Annotated in this window: 11 protein-coding genes and 1 pseudogene; 11 read left to right on the forward strand and 1 reads right to left on the reverse strand. The window is 63.3% G+C overall.

Features of this window, described 5'->3' with window-relative positions; genetic code table 11:
* Positions 1-87 precede the first annotated feature (87 nt).
* The 11 genes and pseudogenes from FJ938_RS01175 (at position 88) to FJ938_RS01225 (ending at position 12,172) form a co-directional block, all read left to right on the forward strand.
* Positions 88-861, forward strand: coding sequence for a proton-conducting membrane transporter (locus tag FJ938_RS01175; RefSeq protein ID WP_140607257.1), 774 nt, complete (start codon positions 88-90; stop codon positions 859-861).
* 169 nt (positions 862-1,030) lie between these two features.
* Complete coding sequence (locus FJ938_RS01180) at positions 1,031-2,188, forward strand: aminodeoxychorismate synthase component I (RefSeq protein ID WP_181168982.1); 1,158 nt, start codon at positions 1,031-1,033, stop codon at positions 2,186-2,188.
* Positions 2,137-2,799, forward strand: coding sequence for an aminotransferase class IV family protein (locus FJ938_RS01185; protein ID WP_140690441.1), 663 nt, complete (start codon positions 2,137-2,139; stop codon positions 2,797-2,799). Before FJ938_RS01180 ends, FJ938_RS01185 begins: the two co-directional genes overlap by 52 nt.
* Before the next feature lie 30 nt (positions 2,800-2,829).
* Positions 2,830-3,762, forward strand: coding sequence for a DUF3445 domain-containing protein (locus FJ938_RS01190; protein WP_140690444.1), 933 nt, complete (start codon positions 2,830-2,832; stop codon positions 3,760-3,762).
* Between the two features lie 112 nt (positions 3,763-3,874).
* Entirely contained in the window at positions 3,875-5,320 is a 1,446-nt protein-coding gene (locus FJ938_RS01195; protein WP_140690447.1) for a homospermidine synthase, read from the forward strand.
* Positions 5,321-5,501: 181 nt separating this feature from the next.
* The gene (locus tag FJ938_RS01200) at positions 5,502-5,879 is read left to right on the forward strand and encodes a hypothetical protein (protein WP_140607262.1); all 378 of its coding nucleotides are present in this window, start codon (positions 5,502-5,504) and stop codon (positions 5,877-5,879) included.
* Positions 5,880-6,090: 211 nt separating this feature from the next.
* The gene (locus tag FJ938_RS01205) at positions 6,091-8,145 is read left to right on the forward strand and encodes a bifunctional metallophosphatase/5'-nucleotidase (protein ID WP_140690449.1); all 2,055 of its coding nucleotides are present in this window, start codon (positions 6,091-6,093) and stop codon (positions 8,143-8,145) included.
* A 145-nt stretch (positions 8,146-8,290) separates the two neighbouring features.
* Positions 8,291-9,352 carry a ferrochelatase gene (gene hemH / locus FJ938_RS01210; RefSeq protein WP_140690452.1) on the forward strand — a complete coding sequence of 354 codons (1,062 nt, stop codon included), beginning with the start codon at positions 8,291-8,293 and terminating at the stop codon, positions 9,350-9,352.
* Between the two features lie 52 nt (positions 9,353-9,404).
* A pseudogene (locus tag FJ938_RS01215) lies at positions 9,405-10,612 on the forward strand (FAD-binding oxidoreductase).
* A 120-nt stretch (positions 10,613-10,732) separates the two neighbouring features.
* Complete coding sequence (locus FJ938_RS01220; protein ID WP_140607266.1) at positions 10,733-11,683, forward strand: SPFH domain-containing protein; 951 nt, start codon at positions 10,733-10,735, stop codon at positions 11,681-11,683.
* 24 nt (positions 11,684-11,707) lie between these two features.
* Positions 11,708-12,172 (forward strand): NfeD family protein, encoded by a 465-nt coding sequence (locus FJ938_RS01225; protein WP_140607267.1) that lies wholly within the window; start codon positions 11,708-11,710, stop codon positions 12,170-12,172.
* Positions 12,173-12,332: 160 nt separating this feature from the next.
* Here the strand turns inward: FJ938_RS01225 and FJ938_RS01230 are convergent, their stop codons facing one another.
* Positions 12,333-13,334: a KpsF/GutQ family sugar-phosphate isomerase gene (locus tag FJ938_RS01230; protein ID WP_140690455.1), complete on the reverse strand. Its 1,002-nt coding sequence runs from the start codon at positions 13,332-13,334 to the stop codon at positions 12,333-12,335.
* Between the last annotated feature and the right edge of the window lie 48 nt (positions 13,335-13,382).

Below are 13,382 nucleotides of genomic sequence, written 5' to 3' on the forward strand. Positions count from 1 at the left end.
CGCGAGCCGTGGAACCACCATCGAGTAGTCCCGCCGAAAGTCATGGCCTCATGCCACGGCAGACGGACCTGACTGGAGAGAGAGACAATGGGCACTTTTTTCTACATGCTCCTGGCGTTCCTTGTGGGTGTACTGGTTGGCTGGTTCCTCTGGGGCCGGCTGCGCGGTGAGCTCGACAGCCTGCGCGGCGACCTCGACCGCACCCGTGGCGAGCGCGACAGGCTGCGTGCCGACAGCGACCGCCTGACCGGCGAACTCAATGCATGTGGCAAGACCCGCGCCGATCTCGAGCGCCAGTTGCGCGAGGCGCAGGCTTCCTCGGGAACCGGCGCGGCAAAGGCCAGTCAGTCGCCGGCAGCCCCGGTGTCGGCGCCGGCTGCTGCCAAATCCGCTCCGGCGGCGGCCAAGGCTGCGCCTGCCAAACCAGCCGCGAAGGCCGCGCCAGCGACCACAGCCAAATCGGCCGCGCCGAAGCCATCCGCTCCAGCCAAACCGGCCGCGAGCAAGCCCGCAGTCTCCCCAGCTTCGGCAACAAAGAGTTCGGCCGCGTCCAGGCCGGTAGCCGCCAAGAAGGCTGCACCGGCGGCAGTCAAGCCGGCAGCGGCAAAGCCCGACAATCTGCGCCGGTTGATCGGCATCGGCCCGGTCAACGAGAAGCTGCTCAGGGGACAAGGCGTGACCAGCTTCGCCCAGATCGCAGCCTGGACGGCCGACGACATCGAGCGGATCGAACACGCCCTGCAATTCGGCGGTCGCGTCGAACGCGAGCGCTGGGTCGAACAGGCCAAGCTGCTGGCCGCCGGCGACGAGAGGGAATTCGCCCGGCGCTTCCCCAGCGCGGGAACTTCCAGCAATAGCTGAACGGCCAAGGCAAGGGCAACAACCGGCGACGCCACGGGCGCCGCCGGTTTTCTTTGCCGCAGGGCAGGTCGCCTAAGGTCGGCCCATAGGTCGGCTTTGAGGGACAGGGTGCCGTTCCCTCGATTGCGCGCGGCCGACCTCCCATATAGAGCGATCGTCGGCCTTATCGATCTCGGTTCCCATGTCCCTGCCCGCCGCCATTTTCCGCAACGACGACAGCGCGCGCCAGCTCGTTTTCGACCGGCCGGCCGACATCATCGTGGCGCATGGCGCCCGGGATTTCGCGCCGGCGCTGCAAGCCGCGCAAGCCGCGCACGACGCCGGCAAATGGCTGGCCGGCTATTTCTCGTATGAGGCGGGTTACCTGCTCGAGCCGAAACTTGTGCCCCTGCTGCCGGGGGGGCGCCGGGCGCCGCTGGTCTGCCTTGGCGTCTTCGATGCGCCGGTGGAGGAGGCGGTACCTGAACGCACGGCAGCGGCGACCAATGGTCCGATCTTCGATGCAAGGGCGGCCTGGTCGTTCGACGACTATGAGAAGCGCTTTAAGCGGCTGCACCAGCACATCAGACAAGGCGATTGCTACCAGGGCAATCTGACCTTTCCGGTGCAGGCGCAATGGTCGGGCGATCCGCTGGCAGCCTTCGACGCGCTGACCGAACGTCAACCGGTGAAATATGGCGCGCTGGTCGCAATGGGGAACCCGATCGTGCTGTCGCGCTCGCCCGAACTCTTCTTCGAAATCGACGCGCAAGGCATGATCGAGACCCATCCGATGAAGGGCACCGCGCCGCGCGGTGCGACCAAAGCAGAAGACGAGCGGCAGAAGAACTTCCTGCGCAACGACGAAAAGAACCAGGCCGAGAATCGGATGATCGTCGATCTCCTGCGCAACGATATCTCGCTGATCAGCGAGGTCGGCACGCTGGAGGTGCCGGAACTGTTCCGCATCGAGAGCTACCCGACTGTTCACCAGATGGTCAGCGACGTCAGGGCGAAGCTGCTGCCGGGGCTGTCGATTCGCCAGATATTCGCGGCGCTGTTCCCGTGCGGCTCGATCACCGGGGCGCCAAAAATCCGCACCATGGAAATCCTGCACGATCTGGAAGGCATGCCGCGCGACGTTTATTGCGGCGCCATCGGCTGGATCGCTCCCGGAGGCACCATGCGCTTTTCGGTGGCGATCCGCACCATCTCGCTCTTTGCCAATGGCGAGGCCGCCTACAATGTCGGCGGCGGCATCGTTTTCGATTCGGTCGCCGAAGAGGAGTATCAGGAGTGTCTGCTCAAAGCCCGCTTCGCGATGGGGACACCGCCGATTTCGAGCTGATCGAGACCATGCGCTGGGAGCCGGGGACGGGCTTCCTGCGCTTCGATCGCCACCTTGCGCGGCTCTATGGTTCGGCGGCGGAGCTCGGCTTTGCCTGCGATTCGCGAAGGATCGCGGAGGTGTTGAGCGACGCCCTCGATGGCGCCCGTGGCGCCATGCGCACCCGGCTTGCCTTGTCGCGCAACGGCGACGCGACCGCCTCGGCGCAGCCTTATGAACCGCTCGCCGCCGACAAGGTCTGGATGCTGCGGCTGGCGCGAACGAGGCTCGATTCGAACAACAAGCTGCTGCGCCACAAGACCAGCCGGCGCCAGCTCTACACCCATGCCCGCTGCGAATATCTCGTCACCCAGGCCGACGAGGTGATCCTGGCCAATGAGCGAGGCGAAATCTGCGAGGGCACCATCACCAATATCTTCGCCGATTTCGGCGACGGCGTGCTGGCAACACCCCGGCTCGACTGTGGCTTGCTGCCTGGCGTACTACGCGAGGCGCTTCTGGATGAAGGCCGGGCCGAGGAAGCAATCTACAGCTACGATGATCTGATGTTGGCCAAGGCGGTGTTCGTCGGCAATTCGCTGCGCGGCCTGATCCCGGCGAGGCTGGCCTGACAGGCGGCCCGGAGAATGCGACAGTCGAAAATGAGTCTTCGCCAGCCCACCCATACGCCCTATGACGGCTCCTCGAAACTCTTCACCATCGGGCTGAAGCCGCTCGACCCCGCGGACTGGATCGAGATCGACGACCATCTGCCTGCGTATCTCGCCGAGAAACGCCGGCTCTACGCCGAAATTCCGGAGCGGGTCTTCGTCGAGGAGGACGACACGCGCGACGCCCAGCAGGAAGTGCTCGACCTGCTCGGCGCATACCTGCCTCAGAGATTTCCGGGCACCTATAGGCGCACCGATGCGGGCATCGAAATTGTGGGCGCCACGAAGCAACCTGCCCTGTCTTCCGGTATCTGCAGCGCACCGCTCGTCGAAGCCTCCCTGCTGGTTCAGGAAGACTTGATCCTGATGCGCCGCGACGACAGCGGCTGGCGGCTCGCCGCGGCTTCGCTGTGCTTCCCTTCGTCCTGGTCGCTCAATGAAAAATTCGGCAAGCCGCTGCAGCAGATCCACGCGCCGGTGCCGGGCTTCGGCCCGGGCACCAGGCCGGCCGAATTGATCAATCGCATGTTCGACGGCCTGCAGGGACAAGCCGTCGAACGCTACAACTGGTCGATCCAGTCGGGCGGTGCGCTCTACCATCCGCTGTCCAACGTCGAGCGCATCGACCGCGCCACGAACCGGCCGACACGCTTTCCCGACGGTGACGTCAAGGCGCACGCCTTCATCCGCGTCGAGCGCCAGACGCTGCGCAAGCTGCCCTCTTCGCGCGACATCCTGTTCACCATCCGAATCCATCTCGATCCGCTCGCCGTACTGGCGCGGCACCCCGACCGGGCGACGCTCGCAATGTCCTTTGCCGCCCAGCTTAAAGAGCTCGATCTTGCCCAGCTCGACTACAAGGGCCTGACATCGGACCGCGATCGGCTGGTGTCGGTCCTTAACCACATGGCCAAGGACGGCTAGCCACGGGTTGGCGCTTTTCGCTGGTTTATGACAATGATCTGTGATGTAGCGCATGGCCGTTGGCGAAAATGCCCGGCTTTTTTTGCACGTGTCTGAAGGAGTGCTCGATAAAATGGCGAATGAAAACTGGCCTGTTTACGGTGAGATCACCGGCCCTGTGGTGATGATCGGCTTCGGTTCGATCGGACGGGGAACGCTGCCTCTCATCGAACGCCATTTCAAGTTCGACAAGTCGCGCATGACTGTCATCGACCCGCGCGATACCGACCGCAAGCTGCTCGACGAGCGCGGCATCGCCTTCGTCCAGGAAGCGGTGACCGAGAAGAACTATAAGAAGCTTTTGACGCCGCTTTTGACCAATGGCGGCGGCCAGGGCTTTTGCGTCAACCTGTCGGTCGATACCGGTTCGGTGGACCTGATGCGGCTCTGCCGCAAGCTTGGCATGCTCTACATCGACACCGTCGTCGAGCCGTGGTTGGGCTTCTATTTCGATGCCAAGGCCGACAATGCCAGCCGCACCAACTATGCGCTGCGCGAAGCGCTGATCAAGGAAAAGCACGACAAGCCGGGCGGCGCCACCGCCGTCTCCACCTGCGGTGCCAACCCGGGCATGGTCTCGTGGTTCGTCAAGCAGGCGCTGGTCAACCTCGCCACCGACCTTGGCATGGACTTCTCGGAGCCGGCACAGGACGACCGTGAAGGCTGGGCCAAGCTGATGAAGAAGGCCGGCGTCAAGGGCATTCACATCGCCGAGCGCGACACCCAGCGCACCAAGAAGCCGAAGCCGATGGATGTGTTCTGGAACACCTGGTCGGTGGAGGGCTTCATCTCGGAAGGATTGCAGCCCGCCGAACTCGGCTGGGGCACACATGAGAAGTGGATGCCGAAGAACGGCAAGAAGCACAAGCACGGCTCCAAGGCCGCGATCTATCTCGAGCAGCCGGGCGCCAACACGCGCGTGCGCTCCTGGTGCCCGACCCCGGGCGCCCAATACGGCCTGCTGGTGACGCATAACGAGGCGATCTCGATCGCCGATTTCTTCACCGTCCGCTCGAAGAAGGGCAAGGTTCAGTACCGGCCGACCTGCCACTATGCCTACCATCCCTGCAACGACGCGATGCTGTCGCTGGACGAGATGTTCGGCGCCGCCGGCAAGCCTCAGCCGGTGCACCACGTGCTTGACGAGAACGAACTGGTCGACGGCGTCGACGAGCTCGGCGTCCTACTCTACGGCCACGACAAGAACGCCTACTGGTACGGCTCGCAACTGTCGCTCGCCGAGGCGCGCAAGCTGGCGCCCTATCAGAATGCCACCGGCATGCAGGTCACCTCGGCGGTTCTGGCCGGCATGGTCTGGGCGCTGGAAAATCCTCAGGCCGGCATCGTCGAGGCCGACGAGATGGATTACAGGCGCTGCCTCGACGTGCAGTTGCCTTATCTCGGGCCTGTCAAGGGTTACTACACCGACTGGACGCCGCTCGACCGGCGCCCGGGCCTCTTCCCCGAGGACCTCGACCGTAGCGACCCGTGGCAATTCCGCAACATCCTGGTCCGATAGCATCGCGCGCACCCTGCCCTATTGCCTTGCAATCGCCCGGAAATCGGGCGATTGAAGAGATGCGGCCTGAGCAGCGTGCGTCTTGTGGGACGCATGCCCGCTCCAGCACTTTGGACGTTCGCATCATGCCTTCCAAAATCGGATCCGATCTTTGGGCTGATGCGTTTGGAGAGGATTTCACATGACTATTGCGCGCAAAGTTCTTTCGATGGGCGTGGCGGGCGCCATTTCCACGATGCTCGCGGCCTGTACCACCAGCGGTCCGGACGCGCCGCCGATGGCAGCCGCGCCGAAAGGCGTCGAAGGGTCGTGGATCGATGCCAAGGGCACCGGCTTGTCGACCTTCAATGGCGGAAAGTTCACGACCGTCGCCACCGATACCGGCCAGAAGCTTGCCGATGGCAGCTACACGATGACCGGCCCAACGTCGGTGCAGATCAACGGCACCTCGCTGATCCGCCAGACCGGCGTCAGCTTCAACTGCCTGCTGGTGTCCACCAGCCAGCTGAACTGCACCAGTTCAGCCGGCCAGAACTTCGTGCTGACACGGCGCGTCTGAACCAGCAGACATCGAGCTCATCAGGGACGGCGCCACTGGCCGCCGTCCTTTTTTGCGCCGGCAAATACCCCGGGTTTTGCGCTTGCAAATACCCCGGGTTTTGCGCTTGCCTCAGCCGGAACACGATGGGAACATGGTCAAAAGGCTGGCTGTTATACCCCAGTCAAGCAAGCGCGCTAAACGCCTCTGATCAGCCTGTCGGGAGACGAAGATGAAGAAGCTTGCCGCCATTGCCGCTCTTTCCGCATCGACGCTTGGCCTGTCGGCCGGAACATCATTTGCCGACTACACATTGAACATCCTGCACATCAACGACTGGCACAGCCGCATCGAAGGCAACAACAAATATGAAACGACCTGCTCGGCCGACGAAGAGACCAAGGGCGAGTGCATCGGCGGCGCGGGCCGGCTGATCACCGCGATCGCCCAGGAACGCAAGAAGCTCCAGGGCCAGAACATGCTGTTGCTCAGCGCCGGCGACAATTTCCAGGGCTCACTGTTCTATACGACCTACAAGGGCAAGGTCGAAGGCGAGTTTCTCAACGATATGAAGTTCGACGCCATGGCGCTCGGCAACCACGAGTTCGACGACGGCGAAGCGGCGCTGGCGCCGTTCCTCGACATGATCAAATTCCCCGTGCTTGGCGCCAACGTGAAAGCCAACGCGCAGTCCAAGCTCGGCGACCGCGTCAAGCCATCGATCGTCGTGGAAGTCGGCGGCCAGAAGATCGGCATCATCGGCGCCGTCACCAACGACACGCCCGAACTCGCTTCCCCCGGCCCGAACATCGCAATAGAAAACGACGTCAAGTCGATCACGGCGGAGGTCGAGAAACTGCAGGCGCAAGGCATCAACAAGATCATCGCCATCACCCATATCGGCTACAACAGGGAGCGCGACGTCATTGCCAAGATCCCTGGCATCGATGTCGTTGTCGGCGGCCACAGCCACACGCTTTTGTCCAACACCGATCCGAAGGCGGCAGGCCCCTATCCGACGATGGTCGACAATCCCGGCGGCTACAAGGTGCCGGTGGTGCAGGCGGCGTCCTATTCGAAATATCTCGGCGAGTTCAAGGTCGTGTTCGACGACAATGGCGTGGTCAAATCGGCCAGCGGCGATCCGATCTATCTCGACAAGTCGATCACGCCGGATCCCGCCGTACTCGCCCGCATCAAGGAACTCGGCGCGCCGATCGAGGCTTTGAAGAACAAGGAAGTGGCCGAGACCACCGATGTCATCGACGGCAGCCGCAAGAGTTGCCGCGCGCGCGAATGCGCGATGGGCAATCTCGTCTCCGACGCCATCCTGGACCGCGTCAAGGGACAGGGCGTCGAGATAGCGATCTCCAATGGCGGTGGCCTGCGCGCCTCGATCGACAAAGGCACCATCACCATGGGCGAGGTGCTGACGGTGCTGCCGTTCCAGAACACGCTGGCGACCTTCCAGATTTCCGGCAAGGACCTAGTTGCCGGGCTGGAGAACGGCCTCAGCCAGATCGAGGACGGCGCCGGACGTTTCCCCCAGGTGGCGGGTCTCAAATATTCCTTCGACAAGTCGGTCGCGCCCAACGCCGGCCGCGTCAAATCGGTGGAAGTGATGGAAAACGGCGCCTGGGCGCCGATCAATCCCGACAAGGACTATCTGGTCGCCACCAACAATTACGTGCGCCAGGGCGGCGATGGCTACAAGGTCTTCGCCGACAAGGCCAGGAACGCCTATGATTATGGTCCCGGCCTGGAAACGGTTGTCGCCGATTATCTCGGCGCCCACCGGCCCTACACGCCCAAGCTCGACGGCCGCATCACCGAGATCGCCGCGACAACAGCTGCAGCTCCCGCTGCCCCGGCAGCCGCACCAGCCAAGCCGGCCGAGGCGGCTCCGGCGGCCCCGGCACCAGCCGATGCCGCCAAGCCGGCAGAACCGGCGAAACCCGCCGACGCCGCGCCTGCGATGCCGGAGTTGCCCAGCAATTCAGGCAATATCGCCAACACGCCGCCGGCCATTCCGACGGAAGGAGCACCGCCCCCGCCCGCTCCGCCGGCTGCTGCCCCCGCAACCCCGGCGTCATCAGAACCGGCAAAGCCGGCCGAGGCCGCACCTTCCGGGAGCAGCCATGTCATCGTAACCGGCGACACCTATTGGGATCTGGCCAAAAAGGCCTATGGCGACGCGACCAAATGGAAAGTCATCTATGAAGCCAACCAGGGTCAAAGGCCGCATCGGCTTATGCCCGGCGCCACGCTGACCATCCCGGCAAAGTAACGTCACTTCGCCTTCTCACAAACACCCGCGCGGGAAACCGGGCGGGTGTTCTGTTTTCGGCTGGAAACGCGATAAGGTGCGGCCAGACGCGGCATTGAAAACCGGCGTGCCATCGCTAGTTTCACGCCGTGTCCGGAGAACCCTTATGACGCTAACCACCGCTGTCGATCCCAAAGCCGCCAAGCCGGTTGGCCTGACGGCGGGTCACGCGCCTGCCGGAGCGGGCAAGGTCGGCGTCATGCTGATCAATCTTGGCACGCCCGACGGCACCGGCTTCAAGCCGATGTGGCGCTATCTCAGGGAATTCCTGTCCGATCCGCGCGTTATCGAGCTCAACAGGGCGGTCTGGTATCCGATCCTCTACGGCCTGGTGCTCACCACGCGGCCGACGAAATCAGGCGCCAATTATGCTCGGATCTGGAACCAGGAGAAGAACGAGTCGCCGCTGCGCACCTACACGCGCGCCCAATCCGAAAAGCTGGCCGAGGCACTGCGCGACCTTCCCGATGTCGTCGTCGATTGGGCGATGCGCTATGGCAACCCCTCGACTGCGAGCGTCGCCCAAAATCTGCTCGTGCAAGGCTGCGACCGCATCCTGACCTTTCCGCTCTATCCGCAATATTCGGCGACGACGACGGCGACCGCCAATGACCAGTTGTTTCGCGCCTTGATGAAGATGCGGGCGGCACCGGCCATCCGCAGCGTGCCGCCCTATTATGCCGAGCCTGTCTACATCGAGGCGCTCGCCTCCTCGATCGAACGGCATCTGGCAACACTCGATTTCGAACCGGACGTCGTCATCACCTCCTATCACGGCATCCCGAAACCTTATTCTGACAAGGGCGACCCCTATCAGGCGCATTGCCTGGAAACGACGCGGCTGCTGCGCGAGAAGCTCGGCTGGAGCGAGAGCAGGCTGATCACCACCTTCCAGTCCCGCTTCGGCGCCCAGGAATGGCTGCAGCCCTATACCGACCAGACCGTGGAGAAACTGGGCAAGGACGGCGTCAAGTCGATCGCTATCGTCAATCCTGGCTTTTCCGTCGACTGCATCGAGACGCTGGATGAAATCGGCCGCGAGGCCGCCGAGACCTTCCACCACGCCGGCGGCAAGAATTTCGCCCATATCCCTTGCCTCAACGACAGCGCCGAAGGCATGGCGGTGATCGAGGCGATGGTGCGGCGCGAACTGTCCGGCTGGGTCTGAGACCGGAACAACGGCCCCTCCGCAGCGTTGAGCCGCGCTTCCGGAGAATTCGATGCCCCGCAAACTCGACCTCAGAACTGGCCGGCCTGTCTGGTCCGCCTATCGGGCACCCAGCGTGCCGGCTTCAGCGCTGACCCGCGACGCCAAAGCGGATGTGCTCATCGTCGGCATGGGCATCAGCGGCGCCATGATGGCCGAAGCGCTGACGGCGGACGGCCACTCCGTCATCTGCATTGACCGGCGCGGACCGCTGAAAGGTTCGACTGCGGCAACCACCGCACTGGTGCAGTTCGAAATCGACCAGCCGCTTTCAACTCTATCGAAGATGATCGGCAAGGCCTCCGCCCAGCAGGCCTGGCGGCGCTCACGGCTCGCCGTTTCCAATCTTGCCGCCCGCATCGCCGAACTCGGCATCAACTGCGCTCTGAGCCGCAGCCAATCGCTCTATCTGGCCGGCACCATGCTCGGCCCTTCGCAACTCCGGGGCGAAGCCCAGGCGCGGCGGGAGGCCGGCATCGACGCGACCTACCTCACATCAGCGCCGTTGGCGCAGACATTTGGCATCGATCGCGATGGCGCCATCCACAGCCACGGCAACATCGCGCTCGATCCATGCAAACTGACGGCCGGGCTGTTTCTCAAGGCACTGGAACGCAAGGCGCGCTTCCACGCTCCCGTCGAAGCGACAAGGATCGAGGACGGCGCCAACAAGGTGGTCGTGGCCACGAAAGACGGCCCGACCATCACGGCACGGCAAATGGTGCTGGCCACCGGCTATGAACTGATCGACATCGTGCCGGCGGCGGCCCACCGGATCATCTCGACCTGGGCGATCGCGACCTGCCCGCAACCGCGAAAGCTCTGGCCCCGGGCAACCTTCGTCTGGGAAGCGTCCGACCCATACCTCTATGTCAGGACGACGGCCGACGGCAGGGTCATCTGCGGCGGCGAGGACGAGGATTTCGTCGACGAAACACGGCGTGACGAGCAGATCGCCGACAAGAGCGCGCGCATCGCCGCAAAAGCCAGCTGTTTCCGCATCTCGACGTCAGGCCTGAATTTGCCTGGACCGGCTCCTTCGGCACCACGACCACCGGCCTGCCCTATATCGGCGCCATTCCGAGGCACCCGCGCATTCATGCGGTGATGGGCTATGGCGGCAACGGCATCACCTTCTCGCGCATCGCTTCCGAGATCGTCTCCGCCTCGATCGGCGGGCTGGACGACACGGATGCAGGACTGTTTGCCTTCAACCGTTGAGCGCAGCCCGCAAACAATCCCTCATCACCTGATTGTAACGTTGCTGAAACGCACTTAAGTCTTTGGTGAAGCCGGCTGCGCGGGAATGGCTCTCGCGGCCTGCCTCTGAGGGAGAGCCAAATGGATTTCAGTGGTTTCGATATTGCGGTCGTTGTTTTGGTCGCGCTTGTCGTGCTGGTGCTGTTCAAGGGCATCAAGACAATTCCACAAGGCTACAACTATACCGTCGAACGCTTTGGCCGTTACACAAAGACACTGAGCCCGGGCCTCAACCTGATCACGCCCTTCGTCGATCGCATCGGCGCCAAGATGAACATGATGGAGCAGGTGCTCGACGTTCCGAGCCAGGAAATCATCACCCGCGACAACGCCATAGTCGGCGTTGACGGCATCGCCTTCTATCAGATACTCAATGCGGCGCAGGCCGCCTATCAGGTCGCCGGCCTGCAGAACGCCATCCTCAACCTGACGATGACCAACATCCGTACCGTCATGGGCTCGATGGACCTCGACGAGCTGCTGTCCAACCGGGACGCCATCAACGAGCGCCTGCTGCGTGTCGTCGACGAAGCCGCGCATCCGTGGGGCATCAAAATCACCCGCGTCGAGATCAAGGACATCAATCCGCCGGCCAACCTGATCGAATCGATGGGCCGCCAGATGACGGCCGAGCGCAACAAGCGCGCGCAGATCCTCGCCGCCGAGGGCCTCAAGCAGTCGCAGATCCTCGAGGCCGAAGGCCGCAAGGAAGCCGCGTTCCGCGACGCCGAGGCGCGCGAACGCTCCGCCGAGGCCGAAGCCCGCGCCACGCAAGTGGTGTCGGAAGCCATCGCCAAGGGCGACGTGCAGGCGTTGAATTACTTCGTCGCCCAGAAATACACCGAGGCGCTCGGCAAGATCGGCTCCGCCACCAACAGCAAGATCGTGCTGATGCCTTTCGAGGCGTCGTCGCTGATCGGCTCGCTGGGCGGCATCGGCGAGATCGCCCGGGAAGTCTTCAAGGGCGATGGCCCGGCTGGCACGCAACGGCAGGTTTCACGCCCGCCGGTCGTCAAGCCAAGTGATAACTGATGTCATTGTGAGTGGGTCAAGATCATGATCGACCGCATTATTTCCGAACTCGGCCCGTGGAACTGGATGGTTCTGGGCTTCGTGCTGCTGGTGGTGGAGGTCATCGCGCCGGGCTTCTTCATGCTGTGGATCGGCATCGCCGCCTTGATCGTTGGCGCGGCATCGCTGCTGATCTGGAATGCCGCCATCTGGAGTTGGCAGGTCCAGGTGCTCGTCTTCCTCGTGCTGTCGCTGGTTTCGGCTTTCATCGGCAAGAAACTGATGGGCGGCCGCGACCAGCCGAGCGACCAGCCACTACTCAACCGTCGCGGCGCGCAATTGATCGGCAAGATGGCGACGCTCGCCGAACCGATCCGGGACGGCCGCGGCCGTATCAAGCTCGGCGATACGTTGTGGCGGGTTTCCGGCCCGGATCTGCCGGCCGGCACGCAGGTGCGCGTCACCGCCGCCGCCGATACCGATCTGGAATTGACGGTGGAGCAGGTCTGAGTTTCAGACAGCGCCAACGCCCTAAGGTGTTGAGATTCAGGTTAGGCCGAGTCGAGAAGGATGGCTTTCGAGAACCGGAGCGGAGCGTACTTAAGTACGTGAGCACCGGAAGCGCAGAAAGCCGTCTTTCGCAGGCCGGCATCACCTGAATATCAATACCTTAAGCTGCGCCGATGCGCAGTAGGTCGTGGAAATGAACCACGCCCAGCGGCATGTTGTTCCTGGTCACCACCAGCGCACCGATATTGTGCTCGTTGAGCAGCGCGATCGCCGTCCCGGCAAGCGTCTGCGGATCGACCGTCTTAGGCGTGCGGGTCATCACCTCGTCCACGATGACATCGGCCAGGTTGCGATGCAGGTTGCGCGCGACGTCACCGTCGGTGATGATCCCGGCCAGCTCGCCGTTCGCGTCGACGATCAGGACGCAGCCGACCTTCTTTTGCGACAGCGTCATCACCGCCTCCGGCATCTTTGTACCGAGTACAGCGAGCGGCATCTGCTCGCCGACCCGCATGATCTCGGAGACCGTGGTCAGGTTGGCGCCGAGCTGGCCGCCGGGGTGGAAGGTGCGGAAATGATCCGGCGTGAATCCGCGCGCCTCGAGCAGCGCGATCGCCAGTGCATCGCCTGTGACCAGTTGCAGCAACGTCGACGTCGTCGGCGCCAATCCGTGCGGACAGGCCTCGGGCGTACGCGGCAAAAGCAGCACGATGTCGGCCGCGCGCGCCAGCGCCGATGTCTCGCCGGAGGTGATAGCGATGAGCGGGATGGAGAACCGCCTGGAATAGGTGACGATGCCCATCATCTCCTTGCTCTCGCCCGACCATGATATGGCGATGATCGCGTCGTCCTTGGCGATCATGCCGAGATCGCCATGGTTGGCCTCGACGGGATGTACGAAGAAGGCCGGCGTGCCGGTCGAAGCCAGCGTCGCCGCGATCTTGGAGCCGATATGGCCGCTTTTGCCGATACCGGTGACGATCAGTCGGCCATCGATCTTCGAGATCATGTCTACGGCCTGCGCGAAAGGCGCGGCCAGTCCGTTCTCGAGCGCTTCGGCCAGAGCGGCGATTCCCGCCTGCTCGGTTGCCACCGTTCTCAGCGCCGAATCGATCGACGCTTGCCTGTCCAGGGGCTTCTTATCGAGGGATCTCGCATGCATGGATGATGCGATTAGCGCTTTGCCGTCCGCCTGTCCAACAGAAATGGC

This window comes from Mesorhizobium sp. B2-4-14, assembly GCF_006442155.1.
Lineage (GTDB): Bacteria > Pseudomonadota > Alphaproteobacteria > Rhizobiales > Rhizobiaceae > Mesorhizobium.

Bases quoted from the DNA above. Each gene is read 5' to 3' on its own strand.
- FJ938_RS01175 (WP_140607257.1), top strand. From the start codon at position 88: ATGGGCACTTTTTTCTACATGCTCCTGGCGTTCCTTGTGGGTGTACTG.
- FJ938_RS01190 (WP_140690444.1), top strand. From the start codon at position 2,830: ATGAGTCTTCGCCAGCCCACCCATACGCCCTATGACGGCTCCTCGAAA.
- FJ938_RS01195 (WP_140690447.1), top strand. From the start codon at position 3,875: ATGGCGAATGAAAACTGGCCTGTTTACGGTGAGATCACCGGCCCTGTG.
- FJ938_RS01200 (WP_140607262.1), top strand. From the start codon at position 5,502: ATGACTATTGCGCGCAAAGTTCTTTCGATGGGCGTGGCGGGCGCCATT.
- FJ938_RS01205 (WP_140690449.1), top strand. From the start codon at position 6,091: ATGAAGAAGCTTGCCGCCATTGCCGCTCTTTCCGCATCGACGCTTGGC.
- hemH (WP_140690452.1), top strand. From the start codon at position 8,291: ATGACGCTAACCACCGCTGTCGATCCCAAAGCCGCCAAGCCGGTTGGC.
- FJ938_RS01220 (WP_140607266.1), top strand. From the start codon at position 10,733: ATGGATTTCAGTGGTTTCGATATTGCGGTCGTTGTTTTGGTCGCGCTT.
- FJ938_RS01225 (WP_140607267.1), top strand. From the start codon at position 11,708: ATGATCGACCGCATTATTTCCGAACTCGGCCCGTGGAACTGGATGGTT.
- FJ938_RS01230 (WP_140690455.1), bottom strand. From the start codon at position 13,334: ATGCATGCGAGATCCCTCGATAAGAAGCCCCTGGACAGGCAAGCGTCG.